We start from the raw sequence: 20,726 nt of genomic DNA on the forward strand, positions 1-20,726 counted from the left end.
CGCGGTCACCTGAGGCAGTGCGGCGTGCAGGCGGCCCGTAGCGTGCGGGCATGACCTGGCCTGAAGACACCATCCGCCCAAGCGCCGCGCCCATGCCCCGCAAGGCCCCGAATCTGGCCGTGGGGTACCTGCTGAGCGTGCTGCTACCCGGCGCAGGCTTCACGTACATCGGGCTGGTGGGCTGGCACGTCGGGTGGGTCGGTATCCTGCTGGCGCTGAACCTGACGGGGGCGTTTCTGGTGGGCCTGACGACCGCTCCGGTGTTCGCGGTGCTGCCACTGCTGGGCTTCGTGGCGCTGCTGGTGCATTTCGGGCAGGCATACGCCCGGCGGGCCGCGCAGCAGTTCCGCCCGGATCTGGAGGCCGGGGTGAAGATCGGTCTGATCGCCGGTCACGCGGTCCTGAACGTCGCTGCGGTGGGTCTGCTGGCGGCGGTGGTGCTTCCGGGCCTGCTGGGGGCACGTGAGCGGGCCAGCGCAGCGGGTGAGCGGGCGGCGGCCATGTCGGCGTACACCATGGTGATCGCGGCGCAGTCGGGCGGCACGCTGCGCGACGGGCCGTGCCCGCTGGAGAACGTGAACTACCGCGACCGGATCGCGACCTGCACCGTCTCGGGTGCGGCGACGACCGATCCGCAGGTGACGGTGACGTTCACGAACGGGAAGACTGTGCAGCTGCCCTGACCGTCCCTGCGGCGCGGTCCGTTCCCGGTGGGGGGCGGGCCGCTTCTGCGTGCGGGGTGACGCTCTGGTCGCGTGTGGGCGTGCGAGACTGCGCGGGATGCCGGATTTCGACGTGATCGTGATGGGCGCGGGCCACAACGCGCTGGTGACCGCCGCGTACGCCGCGAAGGCGGGCCTACGGGTGGGCGTGTTCGAGCGGCGGCACATCGTCGGCGGGGCCGTGAGTACCGAGGAACTCGTGCCGGGGTACCGTTTCGATTACGGCGGGAGCGCGCACATCCTGATCCGCATGACGCCCGTGGTGCGTGAACTGGAACTCACGCGGCACGGCCTGCACTACCTGGAGGTCGACCCGATGTTCCACGCGTCGGACGGGGAGACGCCGTGGTTCATCCACCGAGATGCCGGGCGCACGGCGCGGGAGCTGGAGGCGCTGTTTCCCGGTCAGGGCGAGGCGTACACGAAATTCCTGGATGACTGGACGCCGTTCGCGCGCTCCGTGGCGGACCTGTTCAACTCTGCGCCGGGACCGCTGGACATGGGCAAGATGGTCGTGTCCAGCGGGAAGGGCAAGGACTGGATGGAGCAGCTGCCCCGGATTCTGCGCCCGTATGGGGACGTGGCGCGGGAGTACTTCACGGAGGAGCGGGTGCGCGCCCCGCTGGTGTGGATGGCGGCGCAGAGCGGCCCGCCCCCCAGTGACCCCCTGAGTGCGCCGTTCCTGCTGTGGCACCCCCTGTACCACGAGGGGGGTGTGGCGCGGCCCAAGGGCGGCAGCGGCGGCCTGACGAAAGCCCTGAAGCGCGCCATCGAATCCGACGGCGGGCAGGTGTTCGTGAACGCGCCCGTGAAGGACATCCTGGTCAAGGATGGGAAGGCGCAAGGCATCCGGCTGGAGAACGGCGAGACGTACACCGCGCGGGCCGTCGTGTCCGGCGCGCACGTCCTCACCACGGCGGGCGCGCTGCCGGACGAGTACGTGCCGCCCGCCGCGCGGCAGGTCCGCGTGGGCAACGGCTTCGGGATGATCCTCCGCCTCGCCCTGAGCGAGAAGGTGAAGTACCGGAACCACACCGAACCCGACAGCCGCGTCGGTCTGGGCCTGCTGATCAGGAACGAGCAGCAGCTGATGAAAGGCTACGGCGAGTACCTCGCGGGCGAACCCACCAGCGACCCACCGCTGATCGCCATGAGCTTCAGCGCCGTGGACGACTCCCTGGCCCCTCCCGGCGGGGACGTGCTGTGGCTGTGGGCGCAGTACTACCCCTACGAACTCAGCAGCGGCTCCTGGGAAACCCGCACCGCCGAGGCCCGCGAGAACATCCTGAACGCTTTCGAACACTACGCGCCCGGCACCCGCGACACCATCGTCGGGGAACTCGTCCAGACGCCCCAGTGGCTCGAAACCAACCTCGGCCTGCACCGCGGGAACGTCATGCACCTCGAGATGAGCTTCGACCAGATGTTCTCCTTCCGCCCCTGGATGAAAGCCAGCCAGTACCGCTGGCCCGGCGTGCAGGGCCTCTACCTCACGGGGGCCAGCACCCACCCCGGCGGCGGCATCATGGGTGCGTCCGGCCGCAACGCCGCGCATGTCCTCGTGAAAGACCTGACGCGCCGGCGGTGGAAGTAGGCATGAGCCATGAGGGCTGGCTGCTGAGGACACTCCGGGCGTGGCGGTCACCGGCGCCCCGGCGCCGCATGGGGGCGGGCATTGCCGTCGTGAACGGCGGGGACGTCCTGCTCATCCGGCGGAGTGACACCGGGCGGTGGGACGTGCCGGGCGGCGGGGCAGACGCCGGGGAGTCGCCGGAACAGACCGCGCGGCGGGAACTGCGTGAGGAGACGGGCCTGAGTGTCGGTCCGGTCCGCGCGCTGGGCGTGTTTCCGCACCGGTACACGTACCAGGACGGGAATGTCGTGGACTGGGAGACGCACGTGTTCGTCGCCGGGTTCGCGGGGGGCGAGGTGCGCGCCTCGTACGACGCCACCGAGGCGCGCTGGTGGCCCCTCTCGGCCCTGCCGGTGGACGTGTCGGACGCCAGTCGCGCCTACTTCGCGGCGTTGACGGCGGTGCGGGCATGAGGGTGTCCCTCTCCCCCACCGTGTGGCGCGCCGGGCTGGGGTTCGCGGCGCTGGGCTTGGCGTTCCTGGGGGCGCTGCTGGTCATGTCTGGTCTGGCGGTGGGCTGGGCGCTGATCGCGCTGGGGCTGCCGCTGTCGGGCGTGCTGGCGCTGGCGGGGGACGCGCTGGGCCGGAACTTCGCGGGGGTGCTGGCGGCGCGGTTCGCGGGGCTGCTGGCGGTGACGCGCCCGTGGATGTGGTTCGTGGCGCTGTACGCGGCGCTGAAGATCCCGGTGCCGCTGTGGCCGGACGGCTTTCCGGTGCTGGGGCTGGCGAGCACGGGCGCGCTGTCCGTGGCGGCGCTGCTGTTCGTGTGGGAGCGGGAGAACGCCTGGAAGGCGGGTCTGATGGCGCTGGTGGCGTTCGTGCTGGGCCTGGGCGTGGAGGTGCTGGGGAGCCGCACCGGCATTCCGTTCGGGGTGTACTCGTACGCGACTGCGCCGGGGCCGCTGCTGCTGGGCGTGCCGCTGATCGTGCCGCTGGGTTGGTTCGCGCTGACGCTGACCGCCACGAGCCTGTCGGGCGGGCGGCCCTGGCTGGCGGGCCTGCTGATGCTGCTGTGGGACGTGGGGCTGGAGCCGCTGATGACCGCGCAGCGCTACTGGCTCTGGAGTGATCCGCTGCCGCTGTGGGCGGGCGCGCCGGTGCAGAACTTCCTGGGCTGGTGGGGGGTGGGGGCGCTGATCTCGTGGGTCTTCACGGGCCTCGCCCCGCGGCTGTTCGGGCTGCGGCGCGAGGAGTGGGCGTGGGCGCTGCCGTGGCAGGCGCGGGACTATCCGCTGCACCGGGGGCCGAGCCTGAGTCTGCTGCCGGGCGGCGCGGCGCGGGGCGCTGATTTCCGCGTGGTGTACCCCATCGAGGCGTTCTTCCTGCCGGGCGGGCTGGTGCTGGTGGGCCGGTACGCCGAGGCCGGGGTGACGCTGGCGGCGATGCTGGGGGGCCTGTGGCTGGCGCGGCGGGTGACGCGCTTTGACCGCCCCTGACATCCCAGAACGGCACGCCTGGGCGACCGGGCTGCTGTCCCTGAGCATCCGCCGCAGCGTGCGCGGCTCTCTGGGCGGCGTGTGGGTGCGCGGCCCGCTGCCGGGCGGCGGGGCGGTGCTCGCGCCGAATCATCACAGCTGGTGGGACGGGTACGTGCTGCGCGAGGTGGCCCTGGCGTGCGGGCAGCCGTTCAGCGTCCTGATGACGGGACGGCAGCTGGCCCGCTTCCCGTTCCTGCGGCGGGTGGGGGCGCTGCGTGCGGACGAGGTGCGGGCCGGGGTGCGCCGCGCCCGCACGGGCTGGCTGGTGGTCTTCCCGGAGGGCGAGTTGCACCCGGCGGGGCCGCTGCGGGGCGTGCAGCCGGGCGCGGCGTGGATCGCCCGGCACGCCGGGGCGCCGCTGGTGCCGGTGGCGCTGCGGGTGGTGCTGCGCGGCGCGCAGTTCCCGGAGGCGTTCGTGCGCGTCGGGCCGCCGGTGGACGCCGCGGACCTGCCGGGTGCCCTGGTGGCGCTGCTGGCCGAACTGGACGCCGACCTGCTGGGCAGTGACCCGGAGGTGCCGCTGGCCGGGTACCTGCGGCTGGTGCCGGGCCGCGCGAGCCGCTCGGACCGGGTGGACTGGCCGTCGCGGCTGCTGGTGTGGCTGACCGGGGACCGCGCGTGACGCGGCGCCGCGTGAAAACACCTGAGCCGGGCTGGGCGCGGGCGTACCGCACCGTCACGGCCGTGTGGCTGCTCGGCAAGGCGCTGACGCTGGCGGTGAACGCCGTGACCTTCCCCCGCCTGCGCCCGGCCCCGGTGCCGCCGGGGGGGCCGCGCGTGTCCATCCTGATTCCCGCGCGGAACGAGGCGGCGAACCTCCCCGTCACGCTGCCCGGCGTGCTCGCGCAGGGCGCGCACGAGGTCCTCGTGCTGGACGACCGCAGCGACGATGGGACGGGCGACGTGGCCCGCCACCTGGGCGCGCGCGTCATTCCCGGCGCGGCGCGGCCGGACGGCTGGCACGGGAAACCGTGGGCGTGCCAGCAGCTCCTGCGCGCTGCGAGCGGTGATGTCCTGATCTTCACGGACGCGGATGTCACGTGGCATCCGGGCGCGCTGGGCGGCCTGCTGCGCGAACTGCACGCGTCGGGCGCGGACCTGCTGAGCGTGCAGCCGCGCCAGTCGAACGTCACGCCCGGCGAGCGGCTGCTCACGCCCCTGGTGGACGCCGCTGTGCTGTCGTACTTCCCGTTCCCGCTGCTGCGCATGACCCCGCCGCACCCGCTGGCGACCATCGCGAACGGGCAGGTCATGGCGTACCGCCGCGCCGCGCTGACCCGCGTGGGCGGGTACGCCACCGTGCGGGATCAGGTGCTGGAGGACACCGTCATGGCCCGCAAACTGGGCCAGCTGGGCCTGCGGGTCTCCACCGTCCTGGGGCAGGGGTGCATCGGCGTGCGGATGTACCGCTCGTACCCGGAATCCGTGGCGGGCTTCGGGAAGAACGCCCTGCCGATCCACCTGAACTCGCGGGCGTTCATGCTCGCCAGCGTGGCGCTGCACGTCGCGGGGCACACGCTGCCGTGGCTGCTGCCCCTGCCCAACCGCACCGCGCTGCGCGCCGCGAGCCTGCTGGAACGCCTGGCGGTGAACCTCATCGCGGGCCGCCGCACGCCCGCCGATCTGGCCGAGGGCCTGCTGGGGCCGGTCACGCCGCTGCTGGCCCTGCCGGTCCTGGCGCGCGCCCTGCGCCGCCGCGTCAGCTGGAAGGGCCGCCAGTACCGACAGTGACGCAGCGCCGGCAGGAGACCCCTTTCCTGAATGCGCGGCAGGCGGGGATTCATGGGCCGCTCAGGGGCCGGGCGGAGGCTCGGGGCATGTCGTCCCACCGGGTCCGTCTGGTTGCCGTCCTGCTCCTGTCGTCGCTGCCGCTGGCCTCCGCGGCGGGCTTCAGCGAGGCGTCGTTCGCGCAGGTGGGCGCGGGCGTCTGGCAGCCGGTGCGCTTCTGGTGCGATACGCCCGGGCGGGTGCTGGCGCTGTCCGGCACGGGGGCCGGGGCGGGCACGCTGACGCAGTGGGTGGGCGCCGTGCGCTCACAGGTACCCGTGACGGTCGGTGCGGACGATCCGGGCGCGGGGCAGGTGTACACGCCGCTGACCTTCGCGGGCCGCACCGCACCCGATCCTGGGTTCTTCGTGCACAGCAGCAACGTGGAGAACGTGCAGGACCCCGCGTACCGCCTGACGCGCGTGAACGAGTTCCGGGTGCCCGCCGGGTCGTTCGCGTGCCGGTTCGTGCCGCAGGCGGCGGTGCTGGCCGCCACTGCGAAACACAGCGTGATCGTGTGGGAGGCCGGTGGGCGGGTCACGTACGCCAGCCGCAACCGCGACGGCACGCCGGGCGTCACGATTACGGGCGGCACGCGCATCACGCGGGACGGGCGGGCCGAGTACCGCTGGAACCGGGGCGGGTACGGGTACGTGCTGGTCGTCGGCCCGGCCGGGCGCGCGGGCGGCGAGTTGCGCGTGGAGCGGGCCGGGCGGGTCCTCAGCCGCGAGAGCCTGCTGGCGTACTCGGTCAGCACGCCCCGCTGAGCGTGTCGCTTCCGACCCTGCGGGGCGTGGGGGGTGCTCTATGCTCTGCGTCGTGACCCGTTCAACCATCAGCCCGCAGGGGGCGCGGCCGTGAGGCGTACGCCTCAGCACGTCGCGGTGATTGGCGCAGGCTTCGCGGGGCTGGCGGCGGCGCTGCGGCTGGCGCGGGCGGGCGCGCGCGTGACGGTGTTGGACGCGCTGGACGGCCCCGGCGGCAAGGCCGCGCTGGGCCTGACCGAGTTCTCCAGCGGGCCGACGGTGGTGACGATGCCGCAGGTGTTCCGCGCGCTGCACGCCCGCCTGGACCTGCCCGCGCCGGAGCTGAGCGCGGCGCGGCCCACGACGACGTACCACGCGCCGGGCGGGCGGCTGTTCGCGCCCGAGGCGCTGCACGTGGCGGGCAGCCTGGAGCCGACCCTGTCGCAGCTGTCCCGCGCCGAGGGGCGGCGCTACGCGGCGCTGCTCGCGTCGTCCCGGCGGATGTACCTGGACGCGCAGGACACGTTCCTGTTCGCGCCGCCCCCCGGCCCGCTGCGGCTGGCCCGCTACGCGCTGACGCGGGGGCGGCGGGCCGCGCCGCTGTCCCCGCTGCACCGCCACGTGCGGTCCGGGCCGTTCCTGACGCCGTTCTGGCTGCGCTTCGCGACGTACCTGGGTGCCGATCCGTACCGCGCGCCCGCCGTGCTGCACAACATCGCGTGGGTGGAACTCGGGTACGGCGTGTGGCACCTGCGCGGCGGCCTGCTGGACCTCGCGCGCACCCTGCACGCGCAGGCGGAGGCGCTGGGCGTGCGCTTCGAGTTCGGCACGCGCGTCACCAGCCTCAGCGCGCACGGGGGCCTGATCCTGGGCGCGCATACGAGTCAGGGCGCCTTCGCCGCGGACGCCTGGGTCAGCGCGGCCGACCGCGCCCTGACGCTCTCCTGGCTGGGCAGTGCGGAGAAACCCACCCCGCGCGGCGTGAGCGGCTTCGCGCTGCAACTCCAGCTCAATGAGGACCGGGGGCAGGCGCATCACATCTTCTGGCCCGCCGAGTACGCCCGCGAGTGGCGGGACATCCGCGCCGGGGGCCTCCCGCGCGACCCGACGCTGTACCTGCACCTGGACGGCACGCGGGCGTTCCTGCTCGTGAACGCCCCGCCCGACCCCGGCGTCACCGACCGCCCGCAGGACTACGGCGCGTGGCTGCTGGCACGGTTGCAGGAGCGGCTGCGGGACACGCCGGGCGGCCCGCTACCCGTCGCCGAGTGGCGGGCCCTGTCCCCGGCGGAGTACGCCCGCACCGCGAAGGGCGGCGCGCTGTACGGCCGCGCCCCGCACGGCCTGACCGGCAGCCTCCGCCCCGGCTGGCAGCTGCCGCACGCGCGGAATCTGGTGCAGGTGGGCGGCACCGTCCACCCCGGCGGCGGCGTGCCCCTGAGTGTCCTGAGCGGCTGGAACGGCGCCGGGCAGCTGCTGGGCCTGAAGTTCGACGACCTCGACGGACGGCAGGTGCCGCACGGGACGGAGGTGTGGCCATTCGGACTCTGAGCACGCTGCCTGAACCGCCGACCCGTCCGGGGAACGGGCACCTGCAGGACTGGGCGCTCGCGCCGCTGCCGCTGATCGAGGAGGGCGCGGCGCGGGCGCGCGCGGCGGGTGGGGACGTGTTCCGGTTGCGGCTGGGCCTCCCGGCGGTGGTGGGGGTGGGGGCGGCGTGGAACCGGGCGGTACTGACGGATCTGGGCACGTTCCGCAGTGCGGGGAGCCTGTCGCGGATCGTGCCGTACCTGTCGGGCGGGGTGATCCTGTCGGACGCGCCGGGGCACGCGGGGCGGCGTTCGCTGATGAATCCGGGCTTCGGGCGGGCGCATGTGCTAGCCCTGCAGGCGCGGACGCGGGCGGCGCTGCCGGGCGTTCCGGGCGGGGAGTTCGATGCGCTGGCCTGGGCGGACGGCGCGGTGCTGCATTTGCTGAACGCCGCGTACTTCAGTGGGGAGTTCGACGCGGGGCTGCTGCACGCGTTCCTGGCGCCGCTGCGCCGTCCGTTCCCGGTGCCCGCCATTCCGCGGCCGCTGCTGTTCGCGCGGGTGGACGCGGAGGTGCGCCGCCTCGCGCACGCGCGCCTGACTGGGCGGGGGCACGACGACCTGCTGGCGGTGCTGGCCCCGCTGCCGGGCGGGCTGGAGGAGGCGCGGGTGTCGCTGGCGGCGGCGCACGACACGACCACGCACGCGCTGGCGTACGCGATCTGGTTCCTGGCGCAGCATCCGCAGTGGCACGCCCCCGAACACCACGCGGCGGTGCTCAGGGAGGTGCTGCGCCTGTACCCTCCGGGCTGGATGGGCAGCCGCCGCCTGAGCCGCGACCTCGACTGGCACGGGATACGGTTGCCGCGTGGGGCGCTGGCGCTGTACTCCCCGTACCTGTCCGGGCGTGACCCGGCGGTGTGGGACCGCCCCGCCGAGTTCGATCCGGGCCGCTGGGCGGGCAAACCCCCGGCCTGGGCGTACCTGCCGTTCGGCGGTGGGGAGCGGCTGTGCCTGGGCATGCACCTCGCGCAGCTGCTCATTCACGACACGCTGGCGGCGCTGCCGCCTCTGCATGCAGTGCGGGGCGACGCGACGCCGCTGCCGGGCCTGACGCTGGGCCCGCGCGGGCCGCTGATCGTGACCGCTGCGGGTGATGCCCGGTCAGTGGCCCCCGGTCCGCGTTAACCTGCCGGGAATGACCGACTCTGCTCCCGCGCTCCTGCCGCCCGATCTGGCCCCGCCCGCGCCGGAGCCAGCGCGCGAGACCGGGCCGGTGCGGGACCGGGCACTGCTGCCGGACGTGCTGCGCGGCGTGGCGCTGCTGGGCATCCTGATCGTGAACATGCAGGATTTCGCGGGGTTCTTGGAGTGGCAGCAGGTGGGCGTGGACCGCGTCGCGCAGGTCGTCACGGACGTGCTGGCGAACGGGCGGTTCATCTCGATCTTCGCGATGCTGTTCGGGTGGGGTGCGGCGGGCATCCTGGCGCGGCGCGGGTGGGGGTGTTCCTGCGGCGGCACGCGGCGCTGCTGGCGGTGGGGGCGCTTCATTACGTGCTGGTGTGGCACGGGGACATCATCAGCAACTACGCGACGCTGGCGCTGGCGCTGCTGCTGGTGGCGCGGCTGTCCGCGCGGGCGCTGCTGGGCACGGCGGGCGCGCTGGGCGCGTGGTGGCTGGGGCTGGCGCTGCTGGAGGCCGCCGCGACCGCCAGCCGCACCGGGCCGCGCTTCGCGTTCCTGCCGGACCTGCTGCCCACGTACGGGGCGAACGTGCAGGAGCGCGCCGCCGAGTTCTGGCCGCTGCTCTTGCAGGGCAACCTGTTCAACGGCCCGTGGCTGGTGGCGCTGTTCTGCCTGGGGGCCGCCGCCGGGAAGACCGGACTGCTGACCCGCCCGGAGGAGCACCGGCCCCTGCTGCGGCGGCTGGCGCTGGGGGGGCTGGGGCTGGGGTTGCCGCTGGGCGCGCTGCTGGCGTACCTGAACACCCGCGCCGATTACGCGGCGGGGACGCTGGCGCTGCCGGTCCGCATGGCGGGGGGCTGGCGGGCGCGCTGGGGTACGTGGGCGTGCTGGGGCTGCTGGCGGCGTCGGGGCGGCTGGGCGCGTGGCGTATGTTCGCGGCGAGCGGGCGGATGGCCATGACGAACTACCTCACGCAGAGCGTGGTCATGACGCTGATCTTCTACCCGTACGGGCTGCATCAGGGGTTCGGCTGGGTGTCGGGCGCCCCGGCGGCCGGGGCGGGCGAGGCGTTCCCGTACAGCGGTGAGGTCGCGGCGTGGGGCGCGGCGCAGACGCTGGCGCTGGCGCTGCTCGTGGGCCTGGCGCAGTTGCCGCTGAGTGCGTGGTGGCTGTCCCGTTTCGGGCGGGGGCCGGTGGAGGCGCTGGTGCGCTGGGTGGCGTACGGGCCTGCGGCCCGGCAGAATCGTGGGCATGACTGACTCGAAGCCGCTGCGGGTGCTGGCGCTGTGCCTGGGGAACATCTGCCGCAGTCCGCTGGCCGAGGCGCTGCTGCGCCGTGAACTGGAGGCGGCGGGCGTCCCGGCGGTCGTGGACAGCGCGGGGACGGGCGCGTGGCACGTCGGGGAACTGGCGGACCCGCGCAGCCGGGAGGTCGCGGCCCGTCACGGCCTGACCCTGGACGGCCGGGCGCGGCAGCTGGACGCGGCGGATTACCACGAGCAGGACGTGATCCTGGCGATGGACGCCTCGAACCTGCATGACGCGCGCCGCCTGAGTCCCCCGAACGCGCAGGCGCGCCTGACGCTCATGCGGGCCTTCGATCCGCTCGCGCCGGGCGCGGACGTGCCGGACCCGTACTACGGCGGCGCGGACGGCTTCGAGGCGATGTACGGGATGCTGGAACGCAGCGCGCGGGAATTCGCGCGGCGCGCGGCGGCGGGGGAACTGGGGGGGTAACCGGGTGGGAGGTCTGTGAGAATCGCGCGCTAGACTGCGGGGCATGGATAACCGCACGAACCTGGACGACTACCTCGCGGGGCTGGGCATCAGCGACGCGGACGAGAGCGAGCTGCCGCCGCCCGCTCCCGACGCGGCCCCCAGCGCCCCCACGCTGGAAGCCGCGCCGGAAGATCCTCGCGCGGCGCTGGAACGCTTCCTGCAGGGCCTCGTGACCCGCATCGACCCGGGCCTGAACGTGACTGTGCGCGAGGCGGAGGACGCCCTGGAAGCCGAGATCACCGGTGAGCATGCCGCGCGCCTCGCCGGGCGGGACGGGCGCACGCTGGGCGCCATCGAGGTGCTGGCGTACACGGTCCTCGCCAAGCAGGAGGGCCGCGGGCACCTGCGCGTCCGCGTGGACGTCGGCGGCTTCCGTAAGCGGCAGGCCGACACCCTGACGAAACTCGCCGAGCGGCTCGCGGTGCAGGTCGCCAAGAGCGGCGAACCGCACGAGCTGCAGCCCATGCCGCCCGCCGAGCGCCGCGTGATTCACATCGCGCTGAAGGAGCATCCGGACGTCATGAGCGAATCCATCGGCGAGGGCGCCGCCCGCCGCCTGATCATCAGACCCCGGCACGGGTGAGATGACGTCCGTCTGTTCCGTCGACCACCCGGCACTTCACCGGGTGGTTTCCTCCACTCCCGGACGTCATCCAGCTCCTTCTCGCTCCGCTTGGGTTGAATGGTCCTCACCGACCATTCAACCGGAGTGATTGTGACGCTGCGTGACCTGCTACGGCGGGGCGCGGCGCGGCTGGACGCGGCGGGCGTTCCCTCCCCGGAGGTGGACGCCCGCGCGCTCATGCTGCACGCGCTGGGGCTGTCGCCCGTGTCCCTCCTGACCCGCGCCGCGTCAGAGGTCGCCCCGGCGGACGAGGCGCGGTTCGAGGCGCTGATCGCGCGGCGGGCGGCGCGGGTGCCCCTCCAGTACCTGCTGGGTGAGGTGGAGTGGGGCGGCGTGCGGCTGCGCTGCGACGCCCGCGCGCTGGTCCCCCGCCCGGAGACCGAGTGGCTGCTGCACCTGACCCTGGAGGCCCTCTCGTCCCTGGCGGCCCCGCGCGTGCTGGACGTGGGCACCGGGACGGGCGCGCTGGCGCTGGGCGTGAAGGCCGCCCGCAGCGGCGCGCAGGTCACCGCGACCGACCTCAGCCCGGAGGCCCTGACGCTGGCCCGCGAGAACGCCGCCCTGAACGGCCTGGAGGTCTCGTGGGTGCAGGCCGACCTGCTCACGGGCGTGCCGGGCCCCTTCGACCTGATCGTCAGCAACCCCCCGTACCTGCCCGATGCGGACCGCGCGGACGTGCAGCCGGAGGTCACGCACGACCCGGAACTCGCGCTGTACGGCGGCCCGGACGGGCTGGACCTCGCGCGGCGGCTGGCCGCGCAGGCGACCGGCGTGCTCGTGCCGGGCGGGCGACTGCTGCTGGAACTCGACCCGCGCAACGCCCCGGCCTTCGCCGCCGAGCTGCGCGCCCAGGGCTGGGCGGCCGACACGGCGGCGGATCTGACGGGCCGGGAAAGGTTCGTGGTCGCGCAGTGGGGTGCGGGGCGCTGAGCTGTGGGTTCTGGGCTATGAGCTCTGGGCAAACCGCTTCAGCTCAGGCCCAGGCTCGCCTCACAGCTCAGCGCTCACCGCCCGTTTCCGCGCCAGGGCGTCGCGCACGGCATTCAGGCGCGCGCCGTGCAGGGGGTAGAAGCTCAGGATCGCCAGGGCCAGCAGCGCGCCCGTGATGGGCGGCACGGTCATGAAGAAGCGGAAGCCTTCCGCGACCGTGTCGGGCTGCACGCTCAGTTTGGGGTCGTAGCCGCTGGCGCGGGTCACGGCGCCGAAGGTCTGGGCGGTCAGGGCGCTGCTGAGGGTCGTGATGAAGCCCGCCATGCCGAAGTACATCCCGGCGCGGCGCTGTCCGCTGCGGAGTTCGTCGTCGTCGATCACGTCGGCCATGACGACGTCGCCCATCAGGATCAGGCCCGCGAGGGCCGCGCCGAACAGCACGGTGGTGACCGCCGCGCCCGCCAGGGAGTTCACGAGGGCCAGCGGGATCAGTGAGACGGCGGTCAGGCCGAAGGCCAGCATCAGGGTGCCGCGCGGGCCCAGACGTGGCGCGATGAAGGTCCGCCAGGGGTACAGCGCCAGTCCGGCAGTGACGAACGCCCCGGCGAGCAGGATGGTCGTGGCGGCGCCGCCCTCGATTCCCAGGCTGTAGCGGACGTAGAAGCCCATCCCGGCGGCCAGGGTGCCGGTCGCGAAGAAGCGCATGGTCAGGGCCGTGACGAGGATTAGGAACGCGCGGTGCGTGAACGTGGCGCGCAGGGCCGTGAAGAAGCCCAGTTCACGCTCCTGGCTGTTCGGACGTTCGAACAGGCTGCCCACCCCGGCGTAGATGGCGACGGCGGACACCGCGGCGAACACCCAGGCCATGACCGTCCAGCCGAGCATGCCGGCCAGCAGGGGCGGCAGGGCCAGCCCGACGAGCAGCGCGACGATCTGCACGGCGTTCATGCGCCACGCGACGGCGGTGCGTTCCTGGAACGTGCGGAACATCTCGGGCAGCAGCGCCAGGTAGCCGGTGCCGACGGCAGTGGACGCGCCCTCCCACAGGACGAACATGACCACGAAGTACGTCATGAGTGCCACCGGCTGGTCGGTGCCGTTGAAGGGCGCGCTGAACAGCAGCCCGAACAGGATCAGGGCGGGCAGCGCCCCGAAGCGCACGTAGGGAATGCGGCGGCCCCAGCGGGTGCGGGTGCGGTCGCTCAGGAAGCCGATCAGGGGGTTGTTCGCGGCGTTGTACAGCGCGAAGATCGTCATGGCGGTCGCGGCCCAGCCGGGATTCAGCTTCAGGTGGTCCACGTAGTACAGCAGCAGGAAGCTGGTGGTCTGCGCGGGGATGGTCAGCCCGAAGTTCATGACGGCGTACCGCCAGCGCTGCGCGGCGGTGGTGTCGGGCGTCAGGTCGGTCGGGACGTCGGGAAGGACGGCGGTCATGCCGGGCTCGCCTGGGTGCGCAGCGCGCCGTTCAGCGCGCGGTACGTGGTGGTCTTCACGCCGCTGCGCGCGAGCATGCCCGGGAAGTCCGGCGAGAGGAACGCCGCGTGGTTCGCGACGCGACCCGCCCAGTCGCCGCAGATGGCGCGCAGTTCCGGCGTGTCGCGCGCCGGGTGCAGGATGAAGTGCGTCAGGCCCGCCGGGAGGGCGGCGAGCAGCTCCTCGATCAGCGGCAGGTGATCCCCGCCCACGTGCAGCGGCAGCATCACGAGGTGATCCACCAGCGGCACGCCCCGCGCCTCCAGCGCGCGGGTCACGGCGGCCATCTGCGCGGCCTCCTCCCCGCCCAGCCCGTGCGAGTGCCACCCGGCCTCGTCCAGGCGGGGCAGCATGGGCACGATCCCGCGCGGCAGGGCGGCGTCCAGGCAGGCCTCCAGGAACTTGGGGTGCGCGACGGCGCCCATGTGCGCGTCCACGTGAGACACCTCGATCCCCCAGTCCAGGGCGCGGCTCACCTGCGCGTCCAGTTCCACGCGGGCGGCGACCGGGTCGGCGTACTCGCGGACATCCTCGACGCTGGCGTGCATGAAACCCTGCGCGTCGGTCAGGCCGCTGGCGGGGTCGCGGGTGCTGACGGGCGCCCAGCGGTAGGCACGCCACTCGCTGTTCAGGGTCAGGTGCACGCCCAGGTCCGCGCCGGGCAGGTCGCGGGCCAGCGTCGCGGCGGCCGGCGCCCACGCGCAGGGCATCATCACGGACGCGCTGCCCAGCGTCCCGGCACGGAACAGGTCGGCGCAGCCGCTGACGGTCGCCTCGCACATGCCCAGGTCGTCGGCATGGAAGATCACGACCCGGTCGCCGGGACTGAACCCCAGGGCGGCCAGGGCAGGGTTGAAGGTGGGGGTGGTCATGCCGGTCTCCTTGCGGGATGAGATGTCTTGCGGGGGGAGTGACGTCCAGCATGCCACGCCACCGCGCGCCGCGCGACGAAAAACCCGCCCCGGAGCAGGGGGCGGGCAGAGGGAGAAGTTGCGGCGTTCCATACGAGTTCCGTCTGTTACTTTGACAACCCGGAACATCACCGGGTTGCCAACTCCACGCCCGGAACCCGCTTTGCTCCTACTCGCATCCGCTCGGATTGAACGATTTTGGCAAACCGTTCAATCGGAGTAGGGATCAGTCGTCGGCGGCGCTGGGGCCTTCGCGGGGCACCTCGGGGTTCTCGATGAACTCGGTCGGGTCGATCGCGTCGAAGCCGATCTCCTTCTCGTAGTCCTGGATCTTCACGTGCAGGCGGCGCACGTCGCCTTCCACTGCGCCGTAGTCGAAGGTGTCCCAGATGGCGGTCGTCTTGAAGTTCCCACCGTCGAAATCCGGCACCTCGCGCGTCCGGCGGATGCCTTCCTCCAGGGCCTTGCGGCTCTCGATGCCGAGGTTCCGGAAGGCGACCTGCATCACGTCACGCTGGAAGTCGCGCGGGCCGTAGATCCCGGCGCGGTACACCGTCTCGAAGAAGTGCTCCCAGTTCGGGACGAGCTGCGCGGCGGGCATGCTGAACTGGGTGATCACGTTCCTGATCGCGCTGAGGGTCTGCTCGGGGTAGTAGTACAGGTACATGCGCACGCCTTCCAGGAAGAAGTTGTAGTGCGCGGCCTCGTCCACCGCGATGGTCTGCGCGACCTTCGCCAGCACCGGGTCCGACACGCCCTTCAGGTGCGGTTTGTCGCTCCTGCCCTGGGCGATCTTCATCATGTTCAGGTAGTTCAGCTGCGTGGCACGCTCCTGGAACACGGTGTACACGAGGTTGTGGATCGCGTCCGGGAACGGCAGTTCCCACGTCTGGGATTTCAGGCGGTCCTTGTATTCCTCGACCCACTGCGGGCTGCGCTGGCCGCTGAACAGCACGGCGTTCTCCCAGGCGTCGGCGTGTTTTTCCTCCTCGCTGCCCCAGCGGAGCTGGAAGTGCGAGCGGCCGTGGCTGCGCCGCACGAGGTGCACGAGGTTACTCGTGAAGTCCGGCGCGTACTGCTCGACCGCGAAGAACCCCTCGAGGACCGTGATGACCTCGGGCGGCAGGTTCTTGTTCAGGCTGCGCCAGTCGAAGCTGCGGTCCGGGTTCCAGTTGCGGGTCTCCTGGCTGCGGGCGGTGTACCAGCGGTACAGGCCCAGGAAGCCGCGCTCGATCAGGCGGTCCTTCTCGCGGTTGCTGAGCAGCCCGGCGGGGGTGCGGGGGCGCTCGTTGAGCATGTTGGGGGGCATCACATCGGCCATGGGTTTTCCTCCTCGGATGGCGCGCCGACCTCCCGCGTGGGAAGCTGCGCGGGGCAGACGGCGGGGACGGTACCCGGTCAGGCTACGCCCGCCCCCCACCCGGCAGGCGCATCACGGGACTCGGTTCAACATGAGAAACCGTGTCGGGCTGCGCCGCGCGCCCCCGCCCGGGCCCGGTACACTGCCGGGCATGAGCCTCGTCGGACAGCCCGCGCCCGATTTCACCCTGCCCGCCTCCACGGGCGAGCAGATCACCCTGAGCAGCTACCGCGATCAGCAGCACGTGGTGCTGGTGTTCTACCCGCTGGACTTCAGCCCGGTGTGCTCCATGCAGCTGCCCGAGTACAGCGGCCGTCAGGACGACTTTGCGGACGCGGGCGCCGTCGTGCTGGGCGTGAACCGCGACAGCGTGCACGCGCACAAGGCCTGGGCCGCCGAGTACGGCATCGAGGTGCCGCTGCTGGCCGACATGAAACTCGACGTGGCCCGCTCGTACGGCGTCGCCATCGACGACCGGGGCATCAGCGGCCGCGCCGTGTTCCTGATCGATAAGAAAGGCGTGGTGCGCTACCAGCACGTCGAGGAGAAGACCGGGGACTACACCGTGCGCCCCGAGGCGGTCCTCGCGAAGATCCGCGAGCTCTGATGGCCCCGCACGTCCTGAGTTTCATCAACCTCAAGGGCGGCGTCGCCAAGACCACCGCGACCGTCCAGCTGGCCGACACGCTGGCGTTCATGAAACAGAAACGCGTGCTGGTCCTCGACCTGGACCCGCAGACGAACGCCACCCTCGCACTGATCGGCGAGCAGCGCTGGGAACAGGCGGACGAGGCCGGGCAGACCCTCGCGCACCTGTTCCTGGACCTGCTGCGCGGCGACGGCACCTTCACCTTCGACGCCACGCGCGCCATCATCCGGGGCGTCAGCAACCTCAACCGCGTCCCACCAGAGATGATCGACCAGCTGCCCGAAGGCACCCGGTACGGCCGGGTGGACCTCCTGCCCAGCTCCATCCGGTTGATCGACGTGCAGGACCGCATGCAGGACATCGCGGGCCGCTCGCACTACTCGGTCGGCCCGATGGAAGCCGTGAAGAAGTTCGTCGCACCGGCCTTCAGTGCGTACGACTACGTCCTGATCGACTGCCCGCCCAACCTGGGTTTCGTCACGCAGAACGGCCTGGAAGTCAGCGACCACTACCTGATCCCCACCATCCCGGACCGCCTCAGCACCTACGGCATCCCGCAGATCGCGGCCCGCATCGCCGAGATCCGCCGCGCCCGCGACCTGAGGTTGCGCTGCCTGGGCGTCCTGATCACCAAGTACCAGAGTCAGAGCGCCCAGCACCGCCAGGGCCTCCAGCGCCTCCCCGACGACCTGAAACGCGCCTTCGACGCCACCGGGGAGGGCACGCCGCCCATCCTCACCACCGTCCTCCCGCAGACGAACGCCAGCGCCGAAGCCATGACCCCCGACCGCACCCCCGCCAACTACCGCGAGAAGTACGGCGGCGGCGTCGTCGCCGGGCAGGGCGCGTACAAGTACGGCCTGGACCTCGCCGACGAGATCGAGGACCTCCTGAGCGGCCAGCCCCGCACCCCCAGCCCCTTCAGCCAGTGGGCACAGGACATGGGCAACCGCTGAACACCCCGACCTACAGCGTCAGCGGGTCGACCAGCAGGGCGTCCTCCGCCTCGAAAGCCTCGGCGTAGCGGACGCGGGCCATGGTGCCCCAGTACGTCATGCGGGCGCGGCGGCGCTCCACGATCTCCGGCGTGACCGTCTCCGAGATGGCCGCGCCAGAGAACTGACTCTCGTGCGCCAGCACCGACGCCGCCCACACGTCCTGCACGTCCGCCACGTCCACCAGCACGTTCGGGGTGATGTCCGCGTTCCCCTGGTACAGCAGCACCCGCCCCACTCGGTGCGGGTCGCCCGGCAGGTCCGCCTTCGCCAGTTGCGCCAGGTGCACCGCGCGCTTGCTCAGGTGGTACGACCCGAAGTGATCCGGGTGCCGGTCCCTGTGATGCGGGACGACCAGCACCCGGGGCCGCACCGCGCGCAGGACCGCCGCCAGGGCGTGCGCGCCCTCCAGCGTGTCCCGCAACTCCCCGTCCGGCAGGCCCAGCTGCCCCCGCCACGCCAGCCCCATGATCCCGGCCGCCCGCGCGCACTCCGCCACGCGGACCTCCGGGGAACCCTGCGTGCCCCGCTCCCCGCGCGACAGTTCCAGGATGCCCACCGCGCGGCCCGCCCGCGCCAAGCGGATCAACGTGCCGCCCGCGCCGATCTCCGCGTCATCCGGGTGCGGGGCCAGCACCAGCCACTCCAGCGGCTGCACCCGCCCATGAATCGTCTCGAACACCGTCAGCGCGTCACTCATGGCCCGCAGCATAGGCCCCCACCCCACCCGGCCCGCGCGCCTTGACACCCCCCGCCCCCCTCCCTATACTTTTTGAGCTTCCCGTAGGAAGCCCCGACCCGTAGTCCGCCAGTGTAGCTCAGGGGTAGAGCAACTGATTCGTAATCAGTAGGTCGTCGGTTCAAATCCGACCTCTGGCTCCAAGAAAAACGCCTTCTAAGAAGGCGTTTTTTTATTTGCCCTGGAATAGGAAAAGGTCCCTTTTGGAGCGTCATGCGCTACCCGTGCGCTACCGCCACAAAAAAGCACTTGCTTCCGCCAGAAAGCCCATATATTTGTCTAAATGAATCCCCAAACTCCCCCCGACTTTTTTGGTGAATTTGATAGCAGCGATATATCGCAGCTTATGTCACGCGCCCTTGACCTAGACGTCACAGAAGAGAATGATTATTTTCTCTTTTCTAAGGATGGGTCCCCTAAATGCCAGCTCAATAAGAATCTGCTGACAGAGAGCCTTGCCTACCTAGAATCGCTAAATATTTATGAAGAGATGATTTTATCATCTCAAAACTCATTTGAGATACCTCTTAGAGAACATTCGAGCACACCTGGCGGAAGACGGCTTCGAGAATCAATACCAACTATAGAAGATAATGAAAATAAATTATCTTATTCATTTGCAGGTGCCAGTAACGAATATATCTTATTTTATTACTTAAATTCCGTGACCCGCAAATTTTTAGATCCGTTATGTTACCGTTTGGGGTGAGCTTTGCTCTAGATAGGATAGAGAGAGCAGATCAACCAGGGGGAGAGGCACAAATCTTACCTTCGGTATTCGACTTATTTAGAAAGTTAATTAGATTTCAAACGCTTAAAATCATTTCCACAAAACAACATAGTAGCGCCGCACTTAACAGCTTCTCAAATTCATACCTATTCTCACTCGGGTATAATCTGAACATAGCGCTAGTGCCGATCAGACAATCGGATGAGATGATAAGAACATATAGGATTCGTAGAGTGAGGCGTGCAACCGTCACCGATCTTGTAGCACCACGTAGACAATATCACCCTGACTTGGTCTATCATTATCAGTTAGGAATTTCAGCTGATAGCCCAACTCTTGAATACCTTTCTTTCTATCATGTAATAGAACACTTTTTTGAACATATTTTTAGTGAAGACGTTATCAAAAAGATTAAAGATAAAATCACTTCCGAATCATTCTCATATAAGAGAGATAGAGACATCAACGACCTAGTCAAAATAGCAATCAAAAATCGCTCGTTTACGGGAGAGTCCGTAAAAATTAGCGAAATAGAGGCACTGAGACTGACATTACTAAAATTTGTTCCAAATTCCCAAGAACTAGCTGATCTGGTAAGAGATTATGACGAAAATCTCTTAGACTATTACCGCTCAAATGAGGTGGGTTTCTGCAAAGGCAAAAGGGTGGACTTCAACGATCTAGAAAATGTTCACAAAAATCTAGCTCTAAGAATATACTCTACAAGAAATGCAATAGTTCATAGTAAAGACGGTGATAAATTTAAATATACGCCATTCAAGGATGATATTTCCCTAACAAAAGAAATTCCTATTTTGAGATTTGTAGCAGAACTAGTAATTAATGGGTCAGCGCAGATATCATAGGGCTAATTAATATCGTGCCGCACGGACGCTTTAATAACATCACTAATATTCAACGCGTATTTTGAATGTTCTTGCTGACTGACGTGCCGGTAAGTACCGAGAGTGAAGGCCGGGCTCGAGTGACCCAGTTGCTTACTCACCACTTCCAGCGGTACTTGACGGCTGAGCATCAGGCTGGCATACGTATGGCGCAGGTCATGCACGCGAATGCGGCGCAGCCCAGCCTGCTCACATAGTCGATTCAAGGCGCGGGTCAAGTTGTCCGGGTGAAGGTGTGTGCCCTTGTGTGTCGTGAACACGTAGCCGGTGTCCTGCCAGTCTTCACCCACCATAGCCCGCTCTTCAGCTTGGGCTGACTGCCAGGCCTTGAGCAGGGCCGCCGCTTCCTGAGAGAGAGGGACAGTGCGCCGCCCATTGACACTTTTGGGCGTGCTGACATGCGGCTTGCCTTCCAGCGTGACCAGATTTTCCACGATGCGGCACTGACGCTGCTCAAGGTCTACGTTGGCCCAGCGCAGCCCACACGCTTCACCGCGCCTCAGGCCCAGCGACACCATGAACACCAAAACCATGCCTTGCCGGTCTTGCTGGGCCACCTCAATGAACCTCG

23 protein-coding genes and 1 tRNA gene are annotated in these 20,726 nt (G+C 69.8%); 19 read left to right on the forward strand and 5 right to left on the reverse strand.

The annotated features are described in order from the left end of the window. Positions 1-50: 50 nt before the first annotated feature. The 14 genes from EXW95_RS09015 to prmC all read left to right on the forward strand — a co-directional run bounded on the left by EXW95_RS09015 (position 51) and on the right by prmC (position 12,393). On the forward strand, positions 51-683 hold the full coding sequence (locus tag EXW95_RS09015) for a hypothetical protein (protein WP_174367169.1): 633 nt from the start codon (positions 51-53) through the stop codon (positions 681-683). A 97-nt stretch (positions 684-780) separates the two neighbouring features. Continuing rightward, positions 781-2,316 (forward strand): NAD(P)/FAD-dependent oxidoreductase, encoded by a 1,536-nt coding sequence (locus EXW95_RS09020; RefSeq protein WP_174367170.1) that lies wholly within the window; start codon positions 781-783, stop codon positions 2,314-2,316. A gap of 2 nt (positions 2,317-2,318) precedes the next feature. Beyond that, the gene (locus EXW95_RS09025) at positions 2,319-2,768 is read left to right on the forward strand and encodes an NUDIX domain-containing protein (protein ID WP_254605562.1); all 450 of its coding nucleotides are present in this window, start codon (positions 2,319-2,321) and stop codon (positions 2,766-2,768) included. Continuing rightward, positions 2,765-3,790, forward strand: coding sequence for a carotenoid biosynthesis protein (locus tag EXW95_RS09030; RefSeq protein WP_174367171.1), 1,026 nt, complete (start codon positions 2,765-2,767; stop codon positions 3,788-3,790). Before EXW95_RS09025 ends, EXW95_RS09030 begins: the two co-directional genes overlap by 4 nt. Continuing rightward, positions 3,777-4,454, forward strand: a complete 678-nt coding sequence (locus EXW95_RS09035) for a lysophospholipid acyltransferase family protein (RefSeq protein WP_254605564.1) — start codon at positions 3,777-3,779, stop codon at positions 4,452-4,454. The genes EXW95_RS09030 and EXW95_RS09035 overlap by 14 nt, the downstream gene beginning before the upstream one ends. Then, on the forward strand, positions 4,451-5,563 hold the full coding sequence (locus EXW95_RS09040) for a glycosyltransferase family 2 protein (protein ID WP_371809984.1): 1,113 nt from the start codon (positions 4,451-4,453) through the stop codon (positions 5,561-5,563). The genes EXW95_RS09035 and EXW95_RS09040 overlap by 4 nt, the downstream gene beginning before the upstream one ends. Before the next feature lie 86 nt (positions 5,564-5,649). Then, the gene (locus EXW95_RS09045) at positions 5,650-6,366 is read left to right on the forward strand and encodes a hypothetical protein (protein WP_174367172.1); all 717 of its coding nucleotides are present in this window, start codon (positions 5,650-5,652) and stop codon (positions 6,364-6,366) included. A 90-nt stretch (positions 6,367-6,456) separates the two neighbouring features. Next, a complete protein-coding gene (locus EXW95_RS09050; protein ID WP_174367173.1) occupies positions 6,457-7,896 on the forward strand; it encodes an NAD(P)/FAD-dependent oxidoreductase in 1,440 nt (479 codons plus the stop codon). Further along, on the forward strand, positions 7,884-9,062 hold the full coding sequence (locus EXW95_RS09055) for a cytochrome P450 (RefSeq protein WP_371810179.1): 1,179 nt from the start codon (positions 7,884-7,886) through the stop codon (positions 9,060-9,062). The genes EXW95_RS09050 and EXW95_RS09055 overlap by 13 nt, the downstream gene beginning before the upstream one ends. A gap of 309 nt (positions 9,063-9,371) precedes the next feature. After that, positions 9,372-10,019, forward strand: coding sequence for a hypothetical protein (locus EXW95_RS21335; protein WP_371809985.1), 648 nt, complete (start codon positions 9,372-9,374; stop codon positions 10,017-10,019). Further along, the gene (locus EXW95_RS21340; protein WP_371809986.1) at positions 9,944-10,318 is read left to right on the forward strand and encodes a DUF418 domain-containing protein; all 375 of its coding nucleotides are present in this window, start codon (positions 9,944-9,946) and stop codon (positions 10,316-10,318) included. The genes EXW95_RS21335 and EXW95_RS21340 overlap by 76 nt, the downstream gene beginning before the upstream one ends. Further along, positions 10,311-10,796 (forward strand): low molecular weight protein-tyrosine-phosphatase, encoded by a 486-nt coding sequence (locus EXW95_RS09065; protein ID WP_174367175.1) that lies wholly within the window; start codon positions 10,311-10,313, stop codon positions 10,794-10,796. Before EXW95_RS21340 ends, EXW95_RS09065 begins: the two co-directional genes overlap by 8 nt. Positions 10,797-10,839: 43 nt before the next feature. Then, positions 10,840-11,421 carry a protein jag gene (locus EXW95_RS09070; protein ID WP_174367176.1) on the forward strand — a complete coding sequence of 194 codons (582 nt, stop codon included), beginning with the start codon at positions 10,840-10,842 and terminating at the stop codon, positions 11,419-11,421. Positions 11,422-11,553: 132 nt separating this feature from the next. Then, the gene (gene prmC / locus EXW95_RS09075; RefSeq protein WP_371809987.1) at positions 11,554-12,393 is read left to right on the forward strand and encodes a peptide chain release factor N(5)-glutamine methyltransferase; all 840 of its coding nucleotides are present in this window, start codon (positions 11,554-11,556) and stop codon (positions 12,391-12,393) included. Positions 12,394-12,453: 60 nt separating this feature from the next. Here the strand turns inward: prmC and EXW95_RS09080 are convergent, their stop codons facing one another. From EXW95_RS09080 to EXW95_RS09090, 3 genes are all read right to left on the reverse strand, one after another. Then, positions 12,454-13,827, reverse strand: coding sequence for an MFS transporter (locus EXW95_RS09080; RefSeq protein WP_174367178.1), 1,374 nt, complete (start codon positions 13,825-13,827; stop codon positions 12,454-12,456). Next, the gene (locus EXW95_RS09085) at positions 13,824-14,738 is read right to left on the reverse strand and encodes a polysaccharide deacetylase family protein (RefSeq protein WP_174367179.1); all 915 of its coding nucleotides are present in this window, start codon (positions 14,736-14,738) and stop codon (positions 13,824-13,826) included. The genes EXW95_RS09080 and EXW95_RS09085 overlap by 4 nt, the downstream gene beginning before the upstream one ends. Before the next feature lie 265 nt (positions 14,739-15,003). After that, on the reverse strand, positions 15,004-16,098 hold the full coding sequence (locus tag EXW95_RS09090; RefSeq protein WP_174367180.1) for an acyl-ACP desaturase: 1,095 nt from the start codon (positions 16,096-16,098) through the stop codon (positions 15,004-15,006). Positions 16,099-16,288: 190 nt separating this feature from the next. Here EXW95_RS09090 and EXW95_RS09095 point away from each other — a divergent pair, with 190 nt between their 5' ends. Together EXW95_RS09095 and EXW95_RS09100 are read left to right on the forward strand one after the other, a co-directional pair. Further along, positions 16,289-16,744, forward strand: coding sequence for a peroxiredoxin (locus EXW95_RS09095; protein ID WP_119672771.1), 456 nt, complete (start codon positions 16,289-16,291; stop codon positions 16,742-16,744). After that, a complete protein-coding gene (locus EXW95_RS09100) occupies positions 16,744-17,742 on the forward strand; it encodes a ParA family protein (RefSeq protein ID WP_174367181.1) in 999 nt (332 codons plus the stop codon). Before EXW95_RS09095 ends, EXW95_RS09100 begins: the two co-directional genes overlap by 1 nt. A gap of 10 nt (positions 17,743-17,752) precedes the next feature. Here EXW95_RS09100 and bshB1 read toward each other — a convergent pair whose 3' ends face one another. Then, positions 17,753-18,481, reverse strand: a complete 729-nt coding sequence (gene bshB1 / locus EXW95_RS09105; protein WP_174367182.1) for a bacillithiol biosynthesis deacetylase BshB1 — start codon at positions 18,479-18,481, stop codon at positions 17,753-17,755. A 107-nt stretch (positions 18,482-18,588) separates the two neighbouring features. Here bshB1 and EXW95_RS09110 point away from each other — a divergent pair. The 3 genes from EXW95_RS09110 (at position 18,589) to EXW95_RS09120 (ending at position 20,116) form a co-directional block, all read left to right on the forward strand. Continuing rightward, a tRNA-Thr gene (locus tag EXW95_RS09110) sits at positions 18,589-18,663 on the forward strand. Positions 18,664-18,803: 140 nt separating this feature from the next. Further along, positions 18,804-19,229, forward strand: a complete 426-nt coding sequence (locus tag EXW95_RS09115) for a hypothetical protein (RefSeq protein WP_174367183.1) — start codon at positions 18,804-18,806, stop codon at positions 19,227-19,229. Between the two features lie 254 nt (positions 19,230-19,483). Then, positions 19,484-20,116, forward strand: coding sequence for a hypothetical protein (locus EXW95_RS09120; RefSeq protein WP_174367184.1), 633 nt, complete (start codon positions 19,484-19,486; stop codon positions 20,114-20,116). Between the two features lie 2 nt (positions 20,117-20,118). Here EXW95_RS09120 and EXW95_RS09125 read toward each other — a convergent pair whose 3' ends face one another. After that, positions 20,119-20,712, reverse strand: a complete 594-nt coding sequence (locus tag EXW95_RS09125) for a site-specific integrase (RefSeq protein WP_174367185.1) — start codon at positions 20,710-20,712, stop codon at positions 20,119-20,121. Positions 20,713-20,726: the final 14 nt, after the last annotated feature.

It is taken from the genome of Deinococcus sp. JMULE3, assembly GCF_013337115.1.
In the GTDB taxonomy this organism is placed as follows: Bacteria; Deinococcota; Deinococci; order Deinococcales; family Deinococcaceae; genus Deinococcus.